This window comes from Actinoplanes sp. NPDC051859, assembly GCF_044452725.1.
Taxonomy (GTDB): Bacteria; Actinomycetota; Actinomycetes; order Mycobacteriales; family Micromonosporaceae; genus Actinoplanes.
Map to the genome: position 1 here is coordinate 278,001 of NZ_JBITBX010000003.1, position 22,533 is coordinate 300,533.

The 22,533-nt window shown below is 68.9% G+C and carries 23 protein-coding genes; 11 read left to right on the forward strand and 12 right to left on the reverse strand.

Annotated elements, in window-relative coordinates; translation table 11 throughout:
* Nucleotides 1–23: 23 nt before the first annotated feature.
* Nucleotides 24–1,547, reverse strand: a complete 1,524-nt coding sequence (gene cysC / locus ACIA1L_RS09240) for an adenylyl-sulfate kinase (RefSeq protein ID WP_396072080.1) — start codon at nucleotides 1,545–1,547, stop codon at nucleotides 24–26.
* Between the two features lie 154 nt (nucleotides 1,548–1,701).
* On the opposite strand from cysC, the gene ACIA1L_RS09245 reads away from it, so the two are divergent.
* Nucleotides 1,702–2,988, forward strand: coding sequence for a glycoside hydrolase family 26 protein (locus tag ACIA1L_RS09245; RefSeq protein ID WP_396072082.1), 1,287 nt, complete (start codon nucleotides 1,702–1,704; stop codon nucleotides 2,986–2,988).
* An 88-nt stretch (nucleotides 2,989–3,076) separates the two neighbouring features.
* Nucleotides 3,077–3,427 (forward strand): hypothetical protein, encoded by a 351-nt coding sequence (locus ACIA1L_RS09250; protein ID WP_396072083.1) that lies wholly within the window; start codon nucleotides 3,077–3,079, stop codon nucleotides 3,425–3,427.
* Nucleotides 3,428–3,466: 39 nt separating this feature from the next.
* On the opposite strand, the gene ACIA1L_RS09255 is transcribed toward ACIA1L_RS09250, so the two are convergent.
* Nucleotides 3,467–4,048, reverse strand: a complete 582-nt coding sequence (locus tag ACIA1L_RS09255) for a hypothetical protein (RefSeq protein WP_396072084.1) — start codon at nucleotides 4,046–4,048, stop codon at nucleotides 3,467–3,469.
* On the reverse strand, nucleotides 4,045–4,641 hold the full coding sequence (locus ACIA1L_RS09260; RefSeq protein WP_396072085.1) for a hypothetical protein: 597 nt from the start codon (nucleotides 4,639–4,641) through the stop codon (nucleotides 4,045–4,047). Before ACIA1L_RS09260 ends, ACIA1L_RS09255 begins: the two co-directional genes overlap by 4 nt.
* Nucleotides 4,642–4,764: 123 nt before the next feature.
* Between ACIA1L_RS09260 and ACIA1L_RS09265 the strand changes: the two genes are divergently transcribed.
* On the forward strand, nucleotides 4,765–5,397 hold the full coding sequence (locus ACIA1L_RS09265) for a hypothetical protein (RefSeq protein WP_396072086.1): 633 nt from the start codon (nucleotides 4,765–4,767) through the stop codon (nucleotides 5,395–5,397).
* A gap of 1 nt (nucleotide 5,398) precedes the next feature.
* Here ACIA1L_RS09265 and ACIA1L_RS09270 read toward each other — a convergent pair whose 3' ends face one another.
* Genes ACIA1L_RS09270 through ACIA1L_RS09285 form a run of 4 tightly spaced genes read right to left on the reverse strand, consistent with a single transcriptional unit; the run spans nucleotide 5,399 to nucleotide 8,789 of the window.
* The gene (locus tag ACIA1L_RS09270; protein WP_396072087.1) at nucleotides 5,399–6,109 is read right to left on the reverse strand and encodes an ABC transporter permease subunit; all 711 of its coding nucleotides are present in this window, start codon (nucleotides 6,107–6,109) and stop codon (nucleotides 5,399–5,401) included.
* 1 nt (nucleotide 6,110) lies between these two features.
* Nucleotides 6,111–7,022 carry an ABC transporter ATP-binding protein gene (locus ACIA1L_RS09275; RefSeq protein WP_396072089.1) on the reverse strand — a complete coding sequence of 304 codons (912 nt, stop codon included), beginning with the start codon at nucleotides 7,020–7,022 and terminating at the stop codon, nucleotides 6,111–6,113.
* Nucleotides 7,019–7,882, reverse strand: coding sequence for an ABC transporter permease (locus ACIA1L_RS09280; protein ID WP_396072090.1), 864 nt, complete (start codon nucleotides 7,880–7,882; stop codon nucleotides 7,019–7,021). Before ACIA1L_RS09280 ends, ACIA1L_RS09275 begins: the two co-directional genes overlap by 4 nt.
* Nucleotides 7,875–8,789, reverse strand: a complete 915-nt coding sequence (locus tag ACIA1L_RS09285; protein ID WP_396072091.1) for an ABC transporter ATP-binding protein — start codon at nucleotides 8,787–8,789, stop codon at nucleotides 7,875–7,877. Before ACIA1L_RS09285 ends, ACIA1L_RS09280 begins: the two co-directional genes overlap by 8 nt.
* A gap of 192 nt (nucleotides 8,790–8,981) precedes the next feature.
* Here ACIA1L_RS09285 and ACIA1L_RS09290 point away from each other — a divergent pair, with 192 nt between their 5' ends.
* A complete protein-coding gene (locus ACIA1L_RS09290) occupies nucleotides 8,982–11,099 on the forward strand; it encodes an acyltransferase family protein (RefSeq protein ID WP_396072092.1) in 2,118 nt (705 codons plus the stop codon).
* 158 nt (nucleotides 11,100–11,257) lie between these two features.
* On the opposite strand, the gene ACIA1L_RS09295 is transcribed toward ACIA1L_RS09290, so the two are convergent.
* Complete coding sequence (locus ACIA1L_RS09295) at nucleotides 11,258–12,406, reverse strand: hypothetical protein (RefSeq protein WP_396072093.1); 1,149 nt, start codon at nucleotides 12,404–12,406, stop codon at nucleotides 11,258–11,260.
* A 278-nt stretch (nucleotides 12,407–12,684) separates the two neighbouring features.
* On the opposite strand from ACIA1L_RS09295, the gene ACIA1L_RS09300 reads away from it, so the two are divergent.
* Together ACIA1L_RS09300 and ACIA1L_RS09305 are read left to right on the forward strand one after the other, a co-directional pair.
* Nucleotides 12,685–13,248 (forward strand): RNA polymerase sigma factor, encoded by a 564-nt coding sequence (locus ACIA1L_RS09300; protein WP_396072457.1) that lies wholly within the window; start codon nucleotides 12,685–12,687, stop codon nucleotides 13,246–13,248.
* Entirely contained in the window at nucleotides 13,241–13,996 is a 756-nt protein-coding gene (locus tag ACIA1L_RS09305) for a hypothetical protein (RefSeq protein WP_396072094.1), read from the forward strand. The genes ACIA1L_RS09300 and ACIA1L_RS09305 overlap by 8 nt, the downstream gene beginning before the upstream one ends.
* Nucleotide 13,997: 1 nt before the next feature.
* Here the strand turns inward: ACIA1L_RS09305 and ACIA1L_RS09310 are convergent, their stop codons facing one another.
* Entirely contained in the window at nucleotides 13,998–14,312 is a 315-nt protein-coding gene (locus ACIA1L_RS09310; RefSeq protein ID WP_396072095.1) for a hypothetical protein, read from the reverse strand.
* 248 nt (nucleotides 14,313–14,560) lie between these two features.
* Nucleotides 14,561–14,821, reverse strand: coding sequence for a hypothetical protein (locus ACIA1L_RS09315; protein ID WP_396072096.1), 261 nt, complete (start codon nucleotides 14,819–14,821; stop codon nucleotides 14,561–14,563).
* A 518-nt stretch (nucleotides 14,822–15,339) separates the two neighbouring features.
* On the opposite strand from ACIA1L_RS09315, the gene ACIA1L_RS09320 reads away from it, so the two are divergent.
* Together ACIA1L_RS09320 and ACIA1L_RS09325 are read left to right on the forward strand one after the other, a co-directional pair.
* Nucleotides 15,340–16,218 (forward strand): helix-turn-helix domain-containing protein, encoded by an 879-nt coding sequence (locus ACIA1L_RS09320; RefSeq protein ID WP_396072097.1) that lies wholly within the window; start codon nucleotides 15,340–15,342, stop codon nucleotides 16,216–16,218.
* Complete coding sequence (locus ACIA1L_RS09325) at nucleotides 16,215–16,418, forward strand: DUF397 domain-containing protein (RefSeq protein WP_396072098.1); 204 nt, start codon at nucleotides 16,215–16,217, stop codon at nucleotides 16,416–16,418. The genes ACIA1L_RS09320 and ACIA1L_RS09325 overlap by 4 nt, the downstream gene beginning before the upstream one ends.
* A gap of 48 nt (nucleotides 16,419–16,466) precedes the next feature.
* Here ACIA1L_RS09325 and ACIA1L_RS09330 read toward each other — a convergent pair whose 3' ends face one another.
* On the reverse strand, nucleotides 16,467–18,044 hold the full coding sequence (locus tag ACIA1L_RS09330) for a lysyl oxidase family protein (RefSeq protein ID WP_396072100.1): 1,578 nt from the start codon (nucleotides 18,042–18,044) through the stop codon (nucleotides 16,467–16,469).
* 188 nt (nucleotides 18,045–18,232) lie between these two features.
* On the opposite strand from ACIA1L_RS09330, the gene ppc reads away from it, so the two are divergent.
* The 3 genes from ppc to ACIA1L_RS09345 all read left to right on the forward strand — a co-directional run bounded on the left by ppc (nucleotide 18,233) and on the right by ACIA1L_RS09345 (nucleotide 21,743).
* Complete coding sequence (gene ppc / locus ACIA1L_RS09335; RefSeq protein WP_396072102.1) at nucleotides 18,233–21,028, forward strand: phosphoenolpyruvate carboxylase; 2,796 nt, start codon at nucleotides 18,233–18,235, stop codon at nucleotides 21,026–21,028.
* A gap of 106 nt (nucleotides 21,029–21,134) precedes the next feature.
* The gene (locus tag ACIA1L_RS09340) at nucleotides 21,135–21,323 is read left to right on the forward strand and encodes a hypothetical protein (RefSeq protein ID WP_396072103.1); all 189 of its coding nucleotides are present in this window, start codon (nucleotides 21,135–21,137) and stop codon (nucleotides 21,321–21,323) included.
* A gap of 120 nt (nucleotides 21,324–21,443) precedes the next feature.
* Complete coding sequence (locus tag ACIA1L_RS09345; protein ID WP_396072104.1) at nucleotides 21,444–21,743, forward strand: hypothetical protein; 300 nt, start codon at nucleotides 21,444–21,446, stop codon at nucleotides 21,741–21,743.
* Nucleotides 21,744–21,757: 14 nt separating this feature from the next.
* Here ACIA1L_RS09345 and ACIA1L_RS09350 read toward each other — a convergent pair whose 3' ends face one another.
* On the reverse strand, nucleotides 21,758–22,516 hold the full coding sequence (locus tag ACIA1L_RS09350) for a hypothetical protein (RefSeq protein WP_396072105.1): 759 nt from the start codon (nucleotides 22,514–22,516) through the stop codon (nucleotides 21,758–21,760).
* Nucleotides 22,517–22,533 lie beyond the last annotated feature (17 nt).

A 22,533-nucleotide genomic window follows, 5' to 3' on the forward strand; every position in this document is an offset into this window, starting at 1 on the left:
CGTAACTCCTCCGTCCGGACCCTTTACTTCATCTCGGGCTCCACCCAGCCGCTGTCCACCAGGTGCGCCAGCACGAGATCGATAGCCTCCGGCACCGTCATGTTCGTGGTGTCGACCACCAGCTCCGCATCCGTCGGCACCTCGTACGGGTCGTCGACGCCGGTCATGCCGCGCAGCTGGCCGGCGCGGGCGCGGGCGTACAGGCCCTTGCGGTCGCGCTGCTCGCAGACTTCCAGCGGGGTGGCGACGTGCACCAGGACGAAACCGGCGCCGGCGTCGGCGGCCATCCTGCGGACGGCAGCGCGGGCGTCCGCGTACGGGGCGATCGGGCAGGCGACGGCCATGCCGCGGTGCCGGGCGACCTCGGCGGCCACCCAGCCGATCCGCCGCACGTTGCGGTCCCGGTCGGCGCGGCTGAAGCCCAGCCCGGCCGAAAGCTCGCGGCGCACCACGTCGCCGTCGAGGAAGGTGATTGTCCGCTCGCCGCTTTCGCGCAGCGTGTCGGCCAGGCCGCGGGCGATCGTGGACTTGCCGGAGCCGGAGAAGCCGGTGAAGAAGACGACCAGGCCGCGGTGTCGGCGCGGCGGGCGCACCCGGGCCAGTTCCTTGGCGACGGCGGGCGGGGTGTGCCACTCGGGCAGCGGGAAGCCCCGGTCCAGCGTGTCGTCGATCTCGGCGGGGGACATGGCGAGGCGCCGGTTGCGTGGCGGGATGTCGTCGCGCCAGCGCCACTGCCCGTCCCGGTTGTCGTACGCCAGCTCGCGGGGCACCAGCACGCGCAGGCCGCCGCCGGACAGCATGTCGCCCGTGGACAGGACGTGCGTGACGCCGTACGCGGTGGCGACCTTGGCGCGCAGCAGCGCGTCGCGCATCTCGTCGCCGCGGGTGAGCAGCGGGACCGCGACGATGGTGGCCGGGGGCATCCGGTCGCGGGCCGCGAAGATCGCGCGGACCAGGGCTTCGGGCGGGATGCCGCCGGGGCCGGGTCCGCTGACCGGGATGAAGATCAGCAGGTGGGCGGCGAGGGTCCGCGCGGCGTGCGCGATCTGCGCCAGCTGTGGTCGGTGCAGTGGCCGGTCGGCGATCACGCCGAGCACGCGTCCGGGCGGCAGCAGTGCTTTGACGTCCTCGGGGCTGCGGCGCAGGCGTTGGAACGGACCGTGCCCGCCGTCACCCATCCGGCGTACCGTGCCGCCGACCCCGGAGCGGCCGTCGGTGGTCGGCCATGCGTCGGTGATCTCGATGGCGGCGACCGGCGCGCCTTCGGGGTCGGTGAGCACGACGGTGCGCCGCTGGGGATCGGCGAGGTCGAGCCCGGCGGCGATGTCGGTGGGGATTTCCAAAGTGACGGCGACCGGCCACGGTGCACCGTTCGTGAGGTGCCCGTTGCGTCGGACGGATTGCAGGTCAGCACGGCTGAGGAAGCCGGTCAGCGGCGTGTACGCCCCGGCCAGCAGCAGCTCGAGGTCGGCGAGTTCGGGCGCGCGCGGCGTATACGTCGGCGCGTCACGCATGACGTCCTCGGGCAGCACAGAACCGTCGTTCACCTAAGACTCCCCCTGCAGTGACTTGAGGGACAGTTTCGCAGCCTGATCCCGCGCGGTCGAGCGGGGCCGGGGTCTGTCCGGTCTCGACGGTCGACTCCGCCGCACACGGTCGGGTAGTCGACAAACAGGACTTTAATGCCAATACTGGGCGATCGTGAGACGTGGACCCCGCCGCAGCCGCTTCGTGCACCTTGCCGCCATCACGACCGTCTTCAGCATTTCGGTCGTAGCCACCCTGTCCTGGGCGTGGACCGGCGGCGTCGACCAGATCGGCCTGCCCTACGGGCCGGAGCCGGTCGTGCTGCCCGGCCCGGCCGCGACTTCGGCGCCCGGCACGCCCGGCGGACCGCCGTCGCCGGCTGAGCCCGGCGTGCCCGCGTGGCCCGGCCTGCTGCCGTCCGCGGCCCCGTCCCTCCTGCCGTCGCCGTCGGCTTCCGCTGCGCCCACCGCGCGTCCCGGCCAGGTCGACCCGGCGCCGGCTGGCTCCTGCCGTACGGGGAAAAAGCTGGTCCCGACCTGCGGTGTCCTCTGGGGAGTCGCCCCCGGAGCGTTCACGGAGGAACGCGGCCGGCAGGCGCTCACGTCGTTCGAGAAGAAGACCGAGCGGCATCAGGACATCTACCACGCGTACCACCGGGGTAACGGCCAGGTCTTCCCGACCAAGGAGGAGATGGCGATCGCCCGCGAGCCGGGTCGGGAGCGCGTGCTGTTCCTCAACTGGAAGCCGCGCGGCGCGTCCTGGGCCAAGATCGCCAAGGGGGACAAGGCGACCGACAAGTTCCTCGACAAGCTCGCCGAGCACATCAAGAAGAACTACACCGAGCAGTTCTTCTTCACCGTGCATCACGAGGCCGAGGACAACGTCAAGGAGAAGGCGGGCTCCGGCTACACCGCCAAGGACTACTCGCGGATGTTCCGCTACGTCGTGCAGCGGCTGCGCGCCGACGGCGTCGACAACCTGGTGACGGTGCTCGTGCACATGGCGTACGTGCCGCACACCAGCCAGAAGTGGTTCGACAGCATGTACCCGGGCAACGACGTGGTCGACTGGATCGGCTTCGACACGTACGCGTACAGCGACCCCGGCTACGGGCACGGCGACTTCCGGGAGCTGCTCAACCGCCAAGCGTCGAACCGCCCCACCTGGCCCGGCTTCTACAACTGGGCGGTCGAACGGCACCCGGACAAGCCGCTGATGGTGGCGGAGTGGGGCGTGTGGTCCTCGAAGAAGAACCCCGGCCACAAGGCGGAGTTCTACCGCGAGGTCGGCCAGCAGATTCGCGACTTCCCGAAGATTCGGGCCATGGTCCACTTCGATACGCCGCACAATCAGGAAGGCCGGGAATCGTCGGTGGACGCCACGCCGGAGTCGCTGGCGGCGTACCGCAAGCTGGGCAAGATGCCGATCTTCCAGGTCGAGGTCGCACCCGCACTGCCTTGATGGGTCGAATGTCCTGATTTTGCGGTGGCGCGGAAGGGAAAGTCGGTCCTCCGGTTTCCACTCCGGGCCTCCGCGGCCTAGTACCCACATGACGAGACTGCGTGACGAGAGCCCGGACCTGACCTCCGCGGCGGAAGCGCTCCGCTTCCTCACCCCTGACCTGCGCGCTTTCCTCGCCGACCTGGAGGGCGCCCCGGTCTCGATCGCCCAGGCCGCGGTGCAGCTACTGCCGTTCGGCTCGCGATCCGCGCTGCTGGCGACCGGCCTGGCGACCGCGGACGGCAGCGGCAGCGGCCCCGAGGGGGAGACCGGCTTACGCCTGACCAACCTCGGTCTCGAGGTGATCGCGGAGGCAGCCGCACCCGCCGCGCCGGCCGAGGTCGACCGGCTCACCGCGCTGGCCGACTCGATCGTCGCCGAGCACAACGCCTGCCACTAGCGGTCCGCCGTGGGTCGGCGTGATCCGTTAGCGGCCCGCTTAGGCCGTCAGCGCAGCGGACAGGTAGGTCCGTAGCCGGCGCAGCGCTTTGCCGACGCCGGCGTGGCTGAGCCCGAGCGCGTCCCCGGTCACCCGGTTGCTGGGTGCTTCGCCGGTGCGCTGGATGTGGTCGAGCAGGTACGTTGCCACCGTCACCGCGGTGACATCGCCGTCGCGTCGGGCCCGGGTCATCGCCCGGCGCAGAACGTCGACCGTCGCCAGCCGGTCGAGGCGGGCCGCCGCTTCCGGATCGGTGAGCGTGCTGGCGACCTCGGCGCCGGCCAGGTCCGCGGTGCCGCCCACCTTCCGGACCGTGGCGTAGCCGTTGTTCATGGCGATCCGCAGCAGGTAGCCGGTGGGATTGCCGTCAGCGTGCACCAGTCCGCGTCGTGCCGCGTCGAGGAACTGGGTGATCGCGTCGGCGGCCAGGTCCTCGATGTCGCCGGGGCCGAGTTGGGCGGAGAACCGCCGGGACAGATAGTCGCGCAGCGCCGCGAAGCCGTCCGGGAAGCTCTTCGCCGGTAGGCCCTCGCCGCCGGCCAGCAACTCCCGGACCATCCGCAGCATCGGATCGTCGGTCACCGCGGATCCGCTTCCCGGCCGCGGCGCGTCTCCAGCAGACTGTAGAAGTCGGTCAGGGCGTCCTCGACGGATGCCTTGGTGAGCGGGTGCTCCAGCGTCCGTAGCCGCAGCGCGATGGCCGACGGTAACGGTGGTCTGCCGTCGAGATCTGCGACGTCGAGGTAGTAGGTGACGATGCTGACGTCGAGCGCGCGCCCCTCGGTCACCCACTCCCGCATCCCCGCGCGGATCTCGGTCGCGTCGAACTGGCCGTGAAACACGGTCTCGGCGAACAGATCGTCGTACTCGTGGCTGCCCGCCGGGATGCTGCCGGCTGCTCGGAGCCACGCCAGGGCTGCCCGGTTGGCGTCGGCGCGTAAGCCGCGTACCGGCTCGCCGGCAGCGTCTCGCAGCGGGCCGCTGTGCCAGTGTTCGAGAACGCCGGTCACCAGGGTTTCGATGGCGGCGTCGTCGATCCGGTCGGGGAATCGGGCGCGCACGTGGGCGCAGAGTTCGTGGACGATGCGCCGCGCGGCCTCGGGGCTCAGCGACTGCCAGGCCGGGGTGGGCATCCGCGTCGCGTGGCGATCCGAACCATGCTGCTGATCCACCATCGCGAGTCCACCTCGACCCATTGCGCCGTTTATGCCGGGATTCTAGTTATTCATAGGCAAGCGCCGAGTCTATTGGCAGTTGTAGGGTCTTGATGGGAGATCATATAAACCGCGGAGCCGGTCATGTCCTTTGCTGTGGCGGTCCTGGTGGCAGCGGGCCTCGCGCTGTTCGGCCTCCCGTTCCGCTCCTACCACTTCTGGTACAGCTGGACGCCAAAGGTGTTCTGCGCGGGCTTTCTGGGCTACCTGGCGATCGCCGGCTTCGGCGGCGGTTTCGTCGGCTGGCTCCCCGGCCAGTTGGGTGTGCTCACGCCGACGACAAACGATGTTCTCAACGGCCTGATCTTTGGGTTTGCCGGCTCGCTGGCCGTCCGCGCGGACTTCGGCGGTCGGGCACCGGCCGGCGCGCCGGAAGCCCGGCGGGCGGCGTCCCTCATCGGAAAATCCATCGACTGGACCTCCGGGATGCTCGACCAGGTCGCCTGCCGGGCCGTCGCGAACTGGGCCAAGAACCTGTCCGACGCGCAACTGCTCGAACTGGCCCGAGACATCTCCTACGGCATCGGTGCGGCGTCGCCGGCCGTCGTGCCGGGCAAGGCGAAGGTCACCACGATCAAGACGGTGACCGACGCGATGGCGGCGATCGGCAGCGCCGACCCGACCCAGCAGGACGACGCCCGGGCCCGGCTCACCCAGTTCTGCCTGCGGTACATCTGCGCGGAGCGGGTCCCCAAGCCCGCCCCGCCGCAGAAGTAGGTCAGCTGGTCTCGCCGGCCACCGAGAAGGACCGCAGGCGATCCACCGCGGCAATCGCGCAACCCACCACGAAGATCGCGCCCATCACCACGGCCACCGGCAGCGACACCTTCCCCTCGAGGATGTCCGTGGGGGCGGCCTTGTCCGCGATGGTGATCACGTACTGCTGGATCGACAGCACCCGGGTGCCGCTGACGAACCGGCCCAGCAGGCCCTCCCACACCAGGATGTAGACCAGACCCAGCAGTACCGGACGCCGGGTCAGCAGGCTCAGCAGCACAAAGAACGCCGAGTACGCACACGCGCCGACCGCCGCCGCCAGGGCCAGCGCACCGCCGAACGCGGGTGAGTCGGCCATCCAACCGGTCACGAACAGCGGCACCGCGGCGGTCACCGCGGCCACGGTGATCGCGACACCGAGCTTCGCCGCGATGATCTCGCGCCGCGGCAGCGGCTTGGTCAGGATGTGCACGATGGTGCCGTCGTCCACCTCGGAGCCGAGCACACCCGTACCCACGATCAGCGACACGACCGGCAGCAGCACGGCCAGGCCGAGACCGATGATCAGCGCCGGCCCCCACTCGGTCGGATCGACGCCGTACGCCTCGACGAGCCAGGCCAGGCCGACCAGCAGCAGGGGCAGCGGCAGGAGCAGCAGGACCCGCCGGCGACCGAGCAGGCCCCGGGCGGTGATCCACGCGACCGTAGACATGTCAGGCCTCCAGCAGGTAGGAGAAGACGCTCTCCAGGGATTCGTCGGACGGGATGAGCTTGCGCAGCCGGATGCCTTCGTCCAGGGCGATCCGCGGCAGGGCGCGGGTGAAGGTGCCATAGTCGCCGGTGCGGACGGTCATCCCGGTCGCCTCGATCTCCACCCCGGTGACCGACTTCTCGGCGATCAGCGCGACGGCCAGCCGACGGTCGTCCGACGACTGCACCGCGAAGACGTGCGGGCGGTTCGTCATCAGCCGCCGGATCTTGCGGTAGTCGCCCGACGCGGCGAGCCGGCCCGCCACGATCACCTGGACCGTGCCGGAGACCTGCTCCACCTCCTCCAGGATGTGCGAGCTGAACAGGATCGTGTGCCCGCGGTCGCCCAGGTCGTGCAGCAGCGCCATCATGTGCATGCGCTGCCGCGGGTCCATCCCGTTGAACGGCTCGTCCAGCAGCAACACCTGCGGCTGGTGCACCAGTGCCGCCGCCACCCGGGTGCGCTGCCGCATGCCCTTGGAGTACGTCTCGATCCGGCGGTCCGCGGCCGACGCCATCTCGACCTGGTTCAGCGCCCACTCGGTCGCCGCGACCGGATCCGGCAGCTTCTGCATCTTGGCCGACGCGAGCACAAACTCCCGCGCGGTGAGGAAGCCGTGGACGGCCTCGCGCTCCGCCACCAGCCCGAGCTTGCGATAGATGTCCGGGTTACGCCAGGTCGAGTCGCCGTCGACGGTCACCGTGCCCTTCGACGGCGACAGGAAGCCCGCCATCATGTGCAGCACGGTGGTCTTGCCGGCGCCGTTCGGGCCGAGCAGGCCGGTCACACCCGGCTCCAGGGTCATGCTGATGTCGTTGACGGCCACGACGTTGCCGTACCAGCGGGAGACGTTCTGCAATTCCACTGTGGTCACAGCGCGGCCACCTTCCGGTAGCGGGCGAGTAGGAGCAGCATGCAGGTGAAGATCAGCGTCGCGGTCTCGATCGCGTACACCGGGCCGTAGCTGCCGATCTCCAGGCCGGTGTTCGCGGTGGGGACGAGCCACTGGCCGACGCCACCCACCATGGTCATCGGGCTCGCCAGGCCGGCCAGCTCCTGGGAGGTGCTCGACGGCAGACTCGCCAGGACGCCGACGATCGGTGTGGTCATCAGGAACACTGCGACGATGCCACCGGCGGCGAACGCGCGCTTACCGGTGAGCGACGCGATCAGCAGGCCGATGCCGGTGAACAGCAGCGCCCACAGCAGGCTGTAACCCCAGGCGGGCAGCAGGTCACCGAGTTCCTTCCAGACGTCCGACATCCCATTCTGGGTGGTGAAGGCCGCGCCCAGGAAGATGATGAACTGCGGCACGGCCAGCAGGGCCCAGACGGCCGTGACCATGGCGGCCACCTTGGCGCCGATGTAGTCCGCGGCCCGCAGCGGCCGGCTGAAATAGAGCGGCAGCACACCGGCCTTCATGTCCCGCGACACCAGCTCCGGCGCGACGATGGCGACGAAGAAGATGATCAGCCAGCTCATCGCATCCGCGAACTGGATGTAGTTGAGCGGCAGCATGCCCGTCTGCGAGCGGACCGCGGCGAGGATCACCCCGACGAGGATGACGATGCCCATGACCAGCCACGGGAAGATTTTCGCCTTGGCCGAGCGGCCGAAACCGTACGCAGCTCGCAGCCCGTGCACGTAGATCGCACCGAACACCGCGCTGCGACCCAGCCGTGGGCCGGTGTAGCGCTGGTAGCCGATGTCATGGATGACACTGGACTCAGACATCGGCGGTCTCCCGAGGGGCGAAGAGCTCGGCCACCCGGTGGCGTCGCTGGTCGAGGCGGTGCAGAGACAGATCGAGGTCGGCCACGGCGCGCAGAATGCGGTCGTACGTGTCCTCGCGGTCCAGCGGCACGAGCAGCATCCGCCCCTCCACCTGGGGGGTGATGCCGAGGTTGGTGAGGGCGGCGGCGAGCTCGTCGGTGCCGTCGGCGACCTCGACCGCCAGCACGTCGCTGGCCGCTGTCATCGCCGAGATCCGGTCGGCCCGCAGCAGCTTGCCGCCCTCGATCGCGATCAGTGAGTCACAGATCCGTTCGACCTCGCCGAGCAGGTGCGAGCAGACCACGACCGAGATGCCGAACTCGGTGCCGATCCGGTGCACCAGCGCCAGCATGGCGTCGCGTCCCGCCGGGTCGAGGCCGTTCGTCGGCTCGTCCAGCAGCAGCAGGTCCGGGTCGTGCACCAGCGCCTGCGCCAGCTTGACCCGCTGCTTCATGCCGGTCGAGTAGCCGCCGATCTGCCGGTACCGCTCCTCGTAGAGACCGACGTGCCGCAGCGCTTCGGAGGCCCGCTCGCGGGCGGCTGTCCGCGGCAGGCCGCTGATCCGCCCGAGGTGGGTGACGAACTCGGCCGCGGAGACGTCCGGCGGCAGCGCGTCGTGCTCGGGCATGTAGCCGACCTTCGACCGCACCTTGTCGGTGTCGACCGTCGGATCGAGACCGAACACCCGGACCTGACCGGCCGACGGCGGAATCAGCCCCAGCATGATCTTGATGAAGGTCGACTTGCCGGCACCGTTGGCGCCCACCAGACCGATGATCCCCGGTTCGACGGAGACGCTCAGCTCGTGCAGGGCGGTCACCCGCCCGCCGTACGTCTTGGTCAACCCTTGGGTTTCGATGAGGTTCACGCCCGACAGCCTAGGGAGGCGGAGCACGCCGGGGGATCAGGTGTTCACCCGGACTCACCCCTGAGGTGCACCTATACCCCGAGGCCGACGACGGGGACCTCTCCTGCATCGCCGGATGATGTTGAAGCCGCAGGGTGAGGTATCTTGGCCCGGCTCGAGCTGGCCCACCCATAGATCAAGGAGCGTTCACGGATGTCCGGTCTCGTCCGCAACCGAGACGTCCGGCTCGATATTCAGGCACTACGGGCAATCGCCGTGGGTGTGGTGGTGTGCGCTCATCTGTGGCCGCACGGAAGACTGGCGGGCGGTTTCGTCGGGGTCGACATCTTCTTCGTCATCTCCGGATTTCTCATCACCTCACACCTGGTGGACAACACCCCGACGAACATTCGCGGATTGCTGGACTTCTGGGCCAGGCGGGTACGGCGCTTGTTGCCGGCATCGCTGGCCGTCCTGGCGGCAACGGCCGTGGCCGGGTGGGTGTGGCTTCCGGAAGCGCTGTGGGACATGACCGCGCGGCAGATACGGGCAGCCGCCACCTACTGGATCAACTGGCAGCTGGCCGGCGACTCGGTCGACTACTTCGCGGCGGGAAACCAGGCGTCCCCGGTGCAGCACTACTGGTCGCTCGCGGTGGAAGAGCAGTTCTACGTGGTGTGGCCGCTCCTGCTGCTGGTGCTGACCTGGCTGGGGTGGCGACTCCGGGACAAGCGTTGGCTGTACTTCGCAGGTCTGTTCGCAGTGGTCTGTGTGTCGTTCTGGTGGTCGATCACCTACACGCGCACGACCCCGTCCGCCGCCTACTTCGTGTCCACGACCCGGGTCTGGGAGTTGGGCAGTGGTGGTCTGCTGGCCGTCGCCTACCCGGTGGTGGCGCGGGTGCTGGCGACGAAGTGGGGTGAGCGGGCCCGGATCCCGATGGCCTACGGCGGCTGGCTACTGATGGGCGCCGCGGTGGTGCGGTTCACCGAGGGCGCGCCGTTCCCGGGTTGGCGGGCGATCGTGCCCGTCGCGGGAGTTCTGCTGGTGATCGCGGCAAACGCTCCGCTGGACTGGTATCCGGTGAACTCGCTGCAGTGGCTCGGCGACCATTCCTACTCGATCTACCTGTGGCACTGGCCGCTGCTGGTGATCCTGCCGGCGGCCGTGGGGTCGCCCCGGGGCTGGAAGCACGATGTAGCGATCATCGTCGCCATGCTGGTCCTCGCGGCGCTGACGAAGCGGTTCATCGAAGATCCCGTTCGAACCCGCGCGTGGTGGCGCCGTTGGGTGCCGACGTATGCGATCGGTGCCGCGGGAATGGCGGTCGTGATCGCCTTGGCCGCGAGCTGGAGTGTCGTGGAGAACCGCCGGCAGGACGCCTACCAGCGTCAGCTCGCGGCGCAGCTCGCAGGCGCGGATCGATGCTTCGGTGCCGCGGCCCTCGATCCTGGCTCGAACTGCGGTCGCTCACTGCGGGGTGAATACGTCCCGCGAAACTCCACCTGGCAGGTCGGTGCCATCGCGGAGGACAAGCCGGGACTCAACTCCACGAAATGCAACGCCACTGCTTACGAATGGCCCGTCACCCGGTGCGATGCCGGGAACGTTTCGTCGCCGGTGAAGGTGGTGCTGACCGGCAACTCGCATGCGTTGCAATGGCTCGAGGCGGTGTCGAACATCGCGGAGACCGAAGGCTGGCACCTCATCACCTACTACGCCACCGGCTGCCCGTTTGCCCTCTGGCCGAAGGAGTCGTTCACGCCCAAGTTCGAACGCTGTGCCGACTGGGAAGCGAAGGTCCTGAGCAGTGTCATCGAGCTCAGGCCCGCCCTCGTGGTCACCTCCAACCTCGGTTACCTGGCCCGGTACAACGGCTGGTTCAAGCCCGACAAAAAGACCTCGACCGTCGACGCCTACTACGCCGCCTTCGACCGGTTGAACGACGCCGGAGTCAGGACCCTGGTGATCAAGGACGCCCCCGCGGCTGCGGGCGGGGACAAGTCCGATACCGCCAAGCACGCAAACGCCGACCCGATCCGTTGTCTGGAAGCCAACCCGAACGACTACGGGCCGTGCTCCGCACCGAGATCGGATTGGGATTATCCGGATGCCGCTGTGCAGGCCGTGCAGAAAATCGGGTCCAAGACAATCACCTCGGTCGACCTCAACGACCACATCTGCGGCCCCGAGATATGCGACGCCGTCGTCGGCGGAGTCCGAGTGCGACAGGACTATTCACACCTCACTGCGACGTACGTCCATACCTTGATTCCGTATCTGCGCCCGACACTCATCGCAGCGGTAGCAAGCGGCAGCCGACCGTCCTGACGGAGCGCGGCCCGATGCGTGCCGCCCACCAGACCGGTGATCCCGGTTCGACGGAGACGCTCAGCTCGTGCAGGGCGGTCACCCGCCCGCCGTACGTCTTAGGGAGGCGGAGCACGCCGGGGATCAGGTGTTCACCCGGACTCACCCATGAGGTGCACCTATGCCCCAGGGTGCACAACGACGTGCCGCAAATGCAGCAGACCGGGAACCCGCACCCGGCCCCGGGCTTCCCCTGAGGCCGCATCGACCCAGTGCACCTCATCGGTCCCGCCCAGAAAAAGCGGTTTCGCGCCTACGTCGAGCCCGAGCCCACGAACCGGCGCCGGCGCCGTCCACCGCGAGCTGCTGCCGCCGTCCAGCACCGTCACCATCGCGCCCATTCCCACGTACGCCCGGGAGCCCGCCAACGCCAGCGAGGCAGGCCCCGACCCCCGCGGCACCGGATCGACCCGCTCGATCGACAGCGACTCGGTGCTCGCGTACGCCATCGACCCGCTGGACCCGTCGACCACCGCGAGCCGGTTCCGGTCGACGGCGAGGGCGTGCGACTCAGCCGGCCCCTCCCCGAACGGGTGCGGCAGATTCAGGCAGTACGCCCACCGCTGCTCCAGGTGCAGGACGTGCACAAACGCGTGCACCTCGCCGCCACCCCGCCCCGCGAGCAGGTCCCGGGTGTGCAGGTGCCCGGCCTGATGGGTGTACAGCGTGTAAAGGATCGTGCGGTCCGGCGACAGCACCGCCTGGCGCCCCTCGCCGCGCATTTCCTCCTCCGCGCCCGGCGGCACCGGCACCTTGGCCTTGGTCAGCAACGGCCCCCGCACCCCGGTCGTCAGGTCCATCAACCGCACCCGGTAGCGGTCCGGATCCGTCGGCGGCAGCCACTCCAACACGAACAGCCCCGCGTTGTCCGTGGTGAAAGCGTCGGGCTGGACCGTCGCCGGCACCTCGTACCGGCGCTGCTGATCTCCCCGGGTCACCAGCAGTTCGCCCGCGCGGCGCGACACACACGCCGTGCCGTCCGCGGACACCACTTGCGGCTCCCAGCCGTCCTCGAGCGGGGTGGTCGCTGCCGGTCCGGCCAGGGTCGCGCCGGTAGCCGCATAGACATAGGTGCCGTCCGGGCTCACCGCCGCCCGACCGCCCAGGTCACGGATCTCGGTGCCGTCGAGCACCACCAGCCCGCCGGCGGTCTCGGCGATCAGCACGCCGGGCACCGCCACCGGGTCCGGAGCGCGGCGAAGCGCGTGGCAGCCGCTCATCCCGGCCGCCGCGCCCGCGATGATGAGAAAGGTACGCCGAGTCGTCATAGCCGGTGGACACCGCCACCCGGCGGAAAGTTCCCGCTGTGGTCGGGAACCTTCTGGCCGCGCGCGGTGTCAGCCGAGCGGGATAGCACGATGCAAACGCCGTTGCTTGAGGCGGCGCCCGACGCCGCTGCTTGAGACGGCGTCGACACCGTTGCTTGAGACGGCGTCGACACCGTTGCTTGAGACGGCCTGTCGGCGGTTCGGGGTCGGCGGTTTGATTTGTCGGCGTCGGCGTCGGCGTCGATGTCGGTGTCGGTGTGGGAGTCGGCTTGTCGGAGGTGTCGAGGCTGGACGAGGTCGGAGATCTCGACGACGCGGCTGTCGTCGACCGCTGCCGCGGCGGCGACCTGGACGCATATGAGGTCCTGGTCGGCCGGTGGACCGCGCCCGCGCACCGGTTCGCGGTGCTGCTCGGGGCCGGCGAGGACGCCGACGACGTGGTGCAGGAGGCGTTCGTGAAGGCGTACCGGCAGCTCGCCCGCTATCGCGGTGACTCCGGTTTCCGGCCCTGGCTGTTCTCGATCGTCGCCAACGAGGCCCGCAACCTGCACCGCACCCGCAAACGCCGCGACGGCCTGGTCCTGCGCGCCGCCGCCGTGGTCGACGCGGAACCCGTGTCCCCGGACCCGGTCGAGGCGCTTGAGCGACGGGAACGGCTGGTGGCCCAGCTGCGGCTGCTCGACCCGAAGGAGCGAGAGGTGTTGGTCTGCCGCTACCTCCTCGACCTGACCGAGGTGGAGACCGCCGAAGCCCTCGGTGTCCCGAAAGGAACCGTCAAGTCCCGGGCCTTCCGCGCGCTGGCCCGGCTGCGTGACCGGCTCGTGGAGGTCTCCGATGTCTGACGACTTCCTGATCGCCGAACTGCGTGCCCTGTCCGCTGAGCTCGACGTCCCCGACCCCGCCGACCAACGCGCCGCGGTCCGGGCCCGCCTCACCGGGTCCATGCCGCACCCTCGCCGGTCCGCTCCCCGTACGCGCTGGTCCTCGCCGGCAATGCGCTGGCTCGCTGCCCTTCTCGCCACCCTGGTCGGCGCGGTCATCGCAGTGACGCCAGCCAGAGCCGCTGTGCTTGCTGCGGTCGACGGGGTTCTGCGGATTGTGGGCATCGAGGTCCGAGCCGATTCCGACCCCGCGCCGCTGCCCGTGCGGCCGAGTCCGCTGCCGGCCACAGGTGCGGTCACGCTGGCTGCGGCGAAGGGGGCGGCTCGGTTCCCGGTGCGGGTGCCGGGTGCTTTGGGCGTACCCGAAAAAGTGGAGCTGGCGGACCCCGCACCCGGCGGCGAGCCGCGGGTCGTCACGATGGCCTTCCGCGGCGGCGCGGTGCGCTTCGACCAGTTTGACGGCCGGATCGCGCCGGCGTTTCTCAAGATGTCCGGCGCGGCCGAGTGGACCGAGGTCGGGGGCGACGCGGCCATCTGGGTGCCCGGCCCCCACGCCGTGACCTACGTCGACCGGGCCGGCGCCGAGCGGACGGAGACCGGCCGCCTCGCCGCGCCCACACTGATCTGGTCCAGCGACGGCGTGACCTACCGCCTGGAGGGACTCGCCACCGTGGCCGAAGCCCGAACCGTGGCAAGCGACCTGCGTTGAGTCAGCCGTCGACACCGCCGGTCAACGGCACCACGTTGCCGGGATGATCCAGCCACAATCGCTGGCCGTCCCGGTCGATGGTCATGCCGAAGCGGCTGAAGACCGGGTCGCCCTGCTCCTGCCACCACCGATGGGCCGAAACGATCTCATCCCAGAGCCGGCGTGGTCCGCCCTGACGCACCACGAACCGTCCGGCTTTCGTGCTTTCGGTAATCGTCGCCCAGGAAAGTGATGAAGGGTCGTCCAACCGTTGCACGACCCGGCCCGCTGTTGTTTCTTTCCACTCGTAGCACTCCGGTACGCGCAGCCCGATCACGAACTGGGCGTGATCGCCGTTGAGCAGCTCGCGGGGATCCGTCGTGGATCAGCGACTCCCGCAGCATGATCGCCACGACGGTCGGCATGGAGAGCGAACTGGTGGCTGCGGCGCCCGGCTTCTCGCCGGACGCAGCGCCGTCGTCCTTGGGCTTGGCGGTGCGCGAGGGTCGACGCCCTTCTTGTGGCCGTCGCCGGTGGTGTCATGTTTAGCCATGGTGTCTACCGCTCCATTCACGATCACGACAGTCAGCGGATCCGCGCGGCGGCCAGGCCGTCAGCGCGGAGATACATCTCGGCGCTCCGCCACTGCGGGGAGTGCCGGTCGGGGACGCCCGTGGTGAAGTCCGCGGTGACCTGCCACCACGGCTCGTCGTGGTACGGCAGCAGCGCGTTCACGGACACGATGTGTACGAGGACGGGGCCGACGCCGTATCGATAGTTCTCTTCGGCCAGGGCGTAGACCTCGCCAGGTCGTGGTGGATCCGAGGCGGTGCCGACCTCGCTCACAGTCGGCGGATCAGATCGCGAAGACGGACAAGGTCCGCAAGGGTTAGCTGCTTGGCGTCGTCTTGCGGCGGTGTTGGTGACCGCTCAGGCAACGTTGCGCCGGGCACGCGCCGCGGCAATGTCGGATCGCGGACCATCATTGAACCTCTCGTGTGGATTGGGAAACCCGCGGCAATCTCTTTCGGGACAGCTGAGACTGGCGCCGCAGGCCGGGCACCAACCCTGTTTTAGCTTGAATGAGAAGAGACCGAGCAGAAAGCCGCCGAGCAGAGCTCCGCCCATGGCGAATGCCAAAGTCATTACGTTTCCCCTCGCCGTGATTCGCGCTGATGTCGCGTTTGGCGGTGGTTGCTTGCTTGTCATACTGGCTCAGCGCGACGGGGGATGCAACGTTCCGGAGCAAATAATCAGTGACAGACCTTGATTTCCCGGGAGGTCGCTGGTAATCATTCCAGAGCGGCGTCAACAACCATTGCAGAAGTGGTGTTCAGCAGGGCCGACGTGGAAGGAATGCGATCATGACCAGCGAGGCCGGCTCCACAGTGCCCCGTCGACAGCTCGGTCGGTATCTCCGCCGCGCCCGCGAGGACGCGGGCATCACGCGGGAGGCTGCGGCTCGTGAGCTGGAGTGGTCGGTGCAAAAGTTATGGCGCATCGAGAACGGCGCTATCTCCATGCGCGCCATCGATGTGCGCAACATGTGCGAGCTTTATCAGGTCGAGCGGGAACTGACCGAAGCGTTGATGGCCCTTGCGCGGGAAACCAAAGCCAAAGGTTGGTGGCAGTCCTACCGGGAAGCAATCCCGCAATACTTCGAGCTTTACGTCGGACTCGAGGCGGCGGCTCGATGCATCCACCAATACGAGCCTGAACTTATTCCGGGACTACTCCAAACCGAGGAATATGTGCTGGCTTTATCTCACGTATTCGAACCCGGTATGTCGGAGGAGGAACGGCAGAAGCGGGTCTCGATCAAGCTGGAGCGTCAAGCGCTGCTGAAGCGCCGATTGCCGCCCCCGCCCGAGCTGCACGTCGTCCTGAATGAGCACGCTATTCGTCGTCCAATCCAAGATCATGCGGCAATGTCTAGGCAACTTCGACGCCTGGCAGAGGTCGCCACCGCGGAGAGCAACATCTCGGTTCGCGTTCTTCCGCTGTCTGCGGGGCCGCATTCAGCAGCGGCAGGGGCCTTCGCTCTGCTGGATTTTCCTGATGGCGGAGCTAATCCGGAGCCATCTACCGTGTACAGCGAGGGTGCCACGGGTGCCATCTATCTTGATAAGACTTCTGAAGTAGGTACCTACCGGGACATTTGGCTCAGGCTCAATGAAATGACCCTCGATGAGGGACAATCGATTGACCTGATCGCCACCGTTGGTAAGGAGTACGGAACATGAACCCCCTACGCGGCGCGCAGTGGCGCAAGTCCAGCCGCAGCACTACCAATGGCAACTGTGTCGAGGTGGCCGACAACCTGCCGGGCATTGTCGGAGTTCGGGACTCCAAGGACCCGCTTGGTCCAGCATTGGACTTCGAGCCTGAGAACTGGGCGGCGTTTGTGACCAGCGTCAAGGCCGGGATGTTCGACGCGCGATAGGTAGCCAGGTGCCGCCTCGCCGTGGGAGGCGAGGCGGCGGGGTGGACGTCAGTCCAGGCCGTACACCGTGGGGATTTCCAGGGTGCGGGCTTCTGCGGTGCCGCCGAGGCGGATCTCGCGGAAGGCGGAGTTGTTCTTCGTGCTGAGCTCGGTCAGGGTGCCGACCGGGTTGGCTTTGACTTCGATCCAGTACGAGCCGTTGGGCAGGTCGGTCACGTCGAAGGACTGGCCGGGCCGGGCCTGCGTGTACGTGTCGCCGCTACCCACGTCGAGGACCTCGCGGACCGCGACGGCCGTGTTCTGGCCGCAGGAGCTGGACAGGTCGGTGTTGTCCGGCCGCCACTTCGCGCCCGGGATCGTGTAGTCGACCGCGTCGGTGTTGGCGAGGCAGAAGGCTTCCTTGCCGCTGCGGACGGCCAGCTGCTTGTCGGCGGACAGCAGGTTGTACTGGGCGAAGTCGGTGAAGTGCCAGTGCCGGTGGCCGTCGCGGGCATCCCATTCCATCGTGCCGGCCTTGACCGAGGCGACTTCCTTGCCCTTGGTGTCGAAGAAGTACTGGTAGGCGTCCATCAGCTCGGAGCCGGTGCGCCGGAAGCCGTCGACGAGCAGCGGTGAGGTGCCGGCGTTCCAGACGGTGGCGCCGAAGTTGACGTTCCAGCGGCCCTCCTCCTGGGCGAGGGAGATGCCCCAGGCAGGCAGGGAACGCAGGTCGGGGCGCGGTCCCTTGGCGACGCGGGACAGCGGGACGGCCTTCGGTGCTTTGGCGGGCGGCCGGAAGCCCGGCTGGTAGGCCGCGATCTGCGTGGCGGGGTCGCCCTGACCAGCGTGTTCGGCGTGTGCGGCGGCGACGGCCCGGGGAGCCGTGTTTGCGCCCGCGCGGGCGGCTTCGAGGCGGGCCTTGGTGAGGCCGGCGCCGACGACACCGCCGTCGTCTGCGGTCCGTACGGTCAGACCGACGGTTTGGGTGGCGTTTTGCTCGGGGATTTTGAACTGGGCCCGGTAGCGCGGGTTCAGCGCGACCGTCGCCTGGTATTGCCCGTCGGGCAGGTCGAGGATCTGGGTTTGCGGGTTGGCGTTGACCTCGGCGTTCCAGCCGGCCTGGATGCCCCAGACAGCGCCCAGGTGGAACGGGTTGCCGCCGGCGCAACCCCGCGGGTACGGGTTCTGCGCGGGGGCGTCGCGGCGGGTGCGGGCCGAGTTCCACGAGTTGGGGCAGAAGTCGGTGCTGTAACTGGCTACTTCGGTGCCGGTGGAGTTGCGGATGCTCACCGTGGTGAAGTCCTTGAGGCCGTTCCAGCCGAGGACCATGCCGATCGGCAGGTTCACCGCCGTGCGTTTGCCGTTCTTGACGACGTACTGGCGGGCCTTGATCGGTTTGGCGTACGACGCGCGGGTCGCCCGGATTTCGAACGGGTGCTTGCCCGCGATGACGTGGATGCCCAGGTCGAGGTAGATGTAGGCCTGCCCCTCCCAGACGTAGCGGTCCGCGATGACCTCCGGGGCCGCGCGGGTGAACGCCAGCGGGGGCGGTTCGGCCGCTGCCGAGGCTACGCCCACGCCTGCGCCGGCGAGGGTGACGGCTGCCGCGACGGCGCCGGCGGCCCAGAGCCGAGTTCTTCTCGTCATGCTTCTTCCTTCTGGCAAAGCTGATGTGTCGCCGGGATCAACGCAGCCGGGGCGTTACGGACGTACCGGCGGGGGAGTCTCACCCCAAATCACCCGCCCGAACAGGGGCGGCGATACGATCGGCGGAGTCAGGACAGCGCCGTCCGCCGTACGCGAGGCTTCACGCCAGGCATCAAGGAGCGGTTTCGGTGACTGACCAGCAAGGCCATCTCGACCCTGACGGCCCCGACGCGGCCCTGCGCGCCGACATTCGGCGCATCGGCCGCCTCCTCGGGCAGACCCTGGCCCGGCAGGAGGGCAAACCGCTCCTCGACCTCGTCGAGGAGGTCCGGGCGTTGGTCCGCGAGGACGCGCCCGCGGCGGCTGCCCGGCTCGCGGCCATGGACGTCATGACGGGTACGAAGCTGGCCCGCGCGTTTTCCACCTACTTCCACCTCGCCAACATCACCGAGCAGGTGCACCGGGCCCGCGACCTGCAACGCCGTCGCGCGCGGGACGGCGGCTGGCTGGATCAGGCGGCCAAGCGGATCGCCGAGCAGGGTGTGCCCGCCGACCAGATCGCCTCGGCGGCCCGGCGGCTCGCCGTGCGTCCGGTGTTCACCGCCCACCCCACCGAGGCGGCCCGGCGCTCGATCCTGTCCAAGCTGCGCCAACTCGCCGACTCGCTCGACGCGGAAGCCTCGGCCGCCGTGCTCTACGGCGCCACCGACACCACCGCCTCCACCCGCCGGTTCGCAGAGCTGATCGATCTGCTGTGGCAGACCGACGAACTGCGCCTGGACCGGCCCGACCCCACCGACGAGGCGCGCAACGCCGTCTACTACCTGAAGGACCTGTACGCCGACGCCGCCCCGCAGGTGCTCGACGACCTCGCCGAAACGTTGCGCGGGCTCGGCGTGGAAACCGCGCCGACCGCCCGGCCGCTCACCTTCGGCTCGTGGATCGGCGGCGACCGCGACGGCAACCCGTTCGTCACGCCGGCGGTCACCCGCGAAGTGTTGATCATCCAGCACGAGCACGGCATCCAGGCCACCGAGGCGGCGATGGACGCGCTCATCGACGAGCTGTCCGTGTCCCGCCGGCTGCGCGGCGTCTCCCTCGACCTGTCAGCGAGCCTGGCCGCCGATCTGGACGCGCTGCCTGAGGTGGCGCCCCGGTTCCGGCGGGTCAACGCCGAGGAGCCGTACCGGCTCAAGGTCCGCTGCATCAAGGCCAAGCTGGCCGGCACCCGGCACCGGCTGCGCGAAGGCACCGCGCACGTGCCCGGCCGCGACTACCTGGGCAGCGACGAGTTGATCGCCGACCTGGAACTGATCCGCAAGTCGCTGGCCCGCAACTCCGGCCAGCTCACCGCGATCGGCACGGTCGCTTCCGCCATCCGTACGGCGTCCGCGTTCGGCCTCCAGCTGGCCACCCTGGACGTCCGCGAACACGCCGAGCGGCACCACGAAGTGCTGGCCCAGATGTACGCGCGGGTCGGCGAGGTGGGCGACTACCGGGCGCTGAGCCGCGAAGAGCGCACCAAGCTGCTCGCCAACGAGCTGACCGGCCGGCGTCCCCTGGCAGCGGCCGACGTGCCGCTCACCGACTCGGCCCGTAAGACGTTCGACGTCTTCCAGACCATCCGCGAGGCGCAGGACCGGTTCGGCGCCAACGTGATCGAGTCGTACATCATCTCGATGACCCTCGGCGTGGACGACGTGCTCGCGGCGGCGGTGCTGTGCCGCGAGGCCGGACTGATCGACGTCCACACGTCCCGCGCGCGGATCGGCATCGTGCCGCTGCTGGAAACCCCGGCCGAGTTGGACGCGGGCGGCGAACTGCTCGACGAGATGCTGTCGATGCCGGCGTACCGGGAGATCGCCCGCGCCCGCGGCGACCTGCAGGAAGTCATGCTCGGCTACTCCGACAGCAACAAGGAAGCCGGTATCACCACCAGCCAGTGGTCGATCCACAAGGCACAGCGCGCCCTCCGTGACGTGGCGGCCCGGCACGGCGTACGCCTGCGGCTCTTCCACGGTCGCGGCGGCACGGTCGGCCGGGGCGGTGGCCCCACCCACGAGGCGATCCTGGCCCAGCCGTACGGCACCCTCGACGGCGCCATCAAGGTCACCGAACAGGGCGAGGTCATCTCCGACAAGTACACGCTGCCCGCGTTGGCCCGGGAAAACCTGGAACTGACGGTCGCCGCCGTCCTGCAGGCCACCCTGCTGCACAACCAGCCGTCGGTCGACCGGGCCTCGCTCACCCGCTGGGACGCGGCCATGGACACCGCCTCCGGTGCGGCATTCCAGCGGTACCGGTCACTCGTGGAAAACCCGGACCTGCCGGCGTACTTCTGGGCAGCCACCCCGACCGAGCTCCTCGGCGCCCTCAACATCGGCTCCCGCCCGGCCAAACGCCCCAACGCGGACGCCGGCCTGGGCGGCCTCCGAGCCATCCCGTGGGTTTTCGGCTGGACCCAGACCCGCCAGATCGTTCCCGGCTGGTTCGGCGTCGGCACCGGCCTCGCCGCCGTCCGCGAAGCCGGCCAGGCCGACGTTCTCCGCGAGATGTACGCCGACTGGCAGTTCTTCCGCACCTTCATCTCCAACGTGGAGATGATGCTGACCAAGACCGACCTCACCATCGCCCGGCGCTACGTCGAGACGCTGGTCCCGGAGGACCTGCGCCCGATCTTCGGCACGATCGAGCAGGAGTACGAGAAGACGGTCAGTGAGATCCTCGCCGTGACCGGCCGGGAGCAGTTACTGGCCGCCTCGCCGGAGTTGTCCCGCACGCTCGGGGTTCGCGACACCTACCTGGAGCCGCTGCACCACCTGCAGGTCGCGTTGCTGCGGCAGTACCGGGACCTCAGCGACACCGACCGGCAGCCGGTCATCGCGCCGGGTGCGCGGCGGGCGCCTTCGGAGGCGGCGGCGTTGGAACGGGCATTGTTGACGACGGTGAACGGCATTGCCGCCGGCATGCGCAACACCGGCTGAGCGGCAGGTCAACGAACGACGGCCCTGGCTTCGGCCAGGGCCGTCCGTTGTCGACGTGGTCGGTCTGAGATAGCGATCTTGGTAGTGGCGTCATTACACTTTTCTCGTGACCAGCTCGCGGATGAGAGCGGAACGCGATCCGGGGTTGCTCGGCTTCTTCAGCTGGCTCCTCGGTTGGATCTTCTTGTGCCTGGTGGTCATTCCCTTCCAGCTGCCCAGCGCGGCGCTGCGTCCTCGGATGGTCCGCTGGGCCGCGCTCCACGGCGCCGCTCCCCCCGTGCAGCAGCGCAGCTAGGTCGCCCGGCCCTCGCCGATCTTGTGATCGTGACGTGGCCGGGGCAGCTCGATGCGCCGCGCGAGGCGCCTCAACGGCATCAGCCTGCCCCGTCCTTACCGACTTCTGTAAGGACATCCGGTGGACATCTCTGCTCTCAAAATCCTGCTCACCCTGTGCGCCCTGCTGGCGGCACTGTTGATGAGCCTGAGCGTCTTTCTTGTCTGCGTGCTCGTCTGCCGCACGCGCTCAACGCCGACTGTTTCCTGCGGCGTCACCAACAACAGCGCGAGCGGCGCGCCGACGCACTCGTGCCCGCCAGCGGCGAATCAGCATCCTACGGTCGACAACTGGCTCGTCACGCTGTCACTGACCGGCGGAGGTTTCATGGGCGCTCTCGGCGTGGTCTACATGGTCTACAACGGACTCGGACTGATCTGAACCCGCATCGAGGTCTAGACCTGGCTCAGGTGGACGAACCGCTGGATGGCGCAGGCGAGAACCAGTCGGGGATCCAGCCCGGCGGGAGCTGCTCCGGTGACGTCGATCAGATAGTGCTTACGGGTACGCCGCCGGATCTGCGCCACGGGCCGGCCGGCAACGGTGAACGTGATGCACGGCGCGGGATTGGTCGGGGTGGACGGCTCCTCCATCTGCCCCACCAGTCTGCCCTGCGCGTCGTGGATGACCGTCCGGCTGCCCGGAACGTCGTCGGCGGGGCGGGTCAGTCGGCCGATGACGACGCCGAGCCGGTTGTCGAGGACGTCCCAGGTGGGCGTCAGCGGTGGCGGACGGTTCTGCCAGGTGTGGTGCAGGTCGGCCGCCGTGTGGCGGAGCCGGGAGCGGAACGGCTGGCGTCGGTCGAAGAGACCGGCGATGGTGCGGTTCGCCGTCGACGGCCTCGTGGGGTCCTTGGGTCGGGCGTGGGCGAGCAGGGTGATCAGCGGCCCAGGCGGATTGTCGGCAATCGCCTTCGGGCCGGCCGGTGCGGGTGCCCAGGTTCCGGCGAAATCCTCAACGACGGACATGACCGCTGTGTCGCCCACGGTCACGCGCAAGCGGTTACGCGGGTACGGCTTGTACAGATTGACCGTGACGATCACGACGAGGCCGGCCAGCACATTGAGGAGCACGCCGCCCTTGCTCTGGCGGAGGGCGTACTGGCCGGTGAGGAGCTGTTCCGGCCAGCCCGTACGGAGGTGGTCGAGCTGCACGGCGGTCACGGTAGTCG

Bases quoted from the DNA above. Each gene is read 5' to 3' on its own strand.
- ACIA1L_RS09290 (WP_396072092.1), top strand. From the start codon at position 8,982: ATGTCCGGTCTCGTCCGCAACCGAGACGTCCGGCTCGATATTCAGGCA.
- ACIA1L_RS09330 (WP_396072100.1), bottom strand. From the start codon at position 18,044: ATGACGAGAAGAACTCGGCTCTGGGCCGCCGGCGCCGTCGCGGCAGCC.
- ACIA1L_RS09295 (WP_396072093.1), bottom strand. From the start codon at position 12,406: ATGACGACTCGGCGTACCTTTCTCATCATCGCGGGCGCGGCGGCCGGG.
- ACIA1L_RS09250 (WP_396072083.1), top strand. From the start codon at position 3,077: ATGACGAGACTGCGTGACGAGAGCCCGGACCTGACCTCCGCGGCGGAA.
- ACIA1L_RS09320 (WP_396072097.1), top strand. From the start codon at position 15,340: ATGACCAGCGAGGCCGGCTCCACAGTGCCCCGTCGACAGCTCGGTCGG.
- ACIA1L_RS09280 (WP_396072090.1), bottom strand. From the start codon at position 7,882: ATGTCTGAGTCCAGTGTCATCCATGACATCGGCTACCAGCGCTACACC.
- ACIA1L_RS09270 (WP_396072087.1), bottom strand. From the start codon at position 6,109: ATGTCTACGGTCGCGTGGATCACCGCCCGGGGCCTGCTCGGTCGCCGG.
- ACIA1L_RS09265 (WP_396072086.1), top strand. From the start codon at position 4,765: ATGTCCTTTGCTGTGGCGGTCCTGGTGGCAGCGGGCCTCGCGCTGTTC.
- ACIA1L_RS09305 (WP_396072094.1), top strand. From the start codon at position 13,241: ATGTCTGACGACTTCCTGATCGCCGAACTGCGTGCCCTGTCCGCTGAG.
- ACIA1L_RS09325 (WP_396072098.1), top strand. From the start codon at position 16,215: ATGAACCCCCTACGCGGCGCGCAGTGGCGCAAGTCCAGCCGCAGCACT.
- ACIA1L_RS09260 (WP_396072085.1), bottom strand. From the start codon at position 4,641: ATGGTGGATCAGCAGCATGGTTCGGATCGCCACGCGACGCGGATGCCC.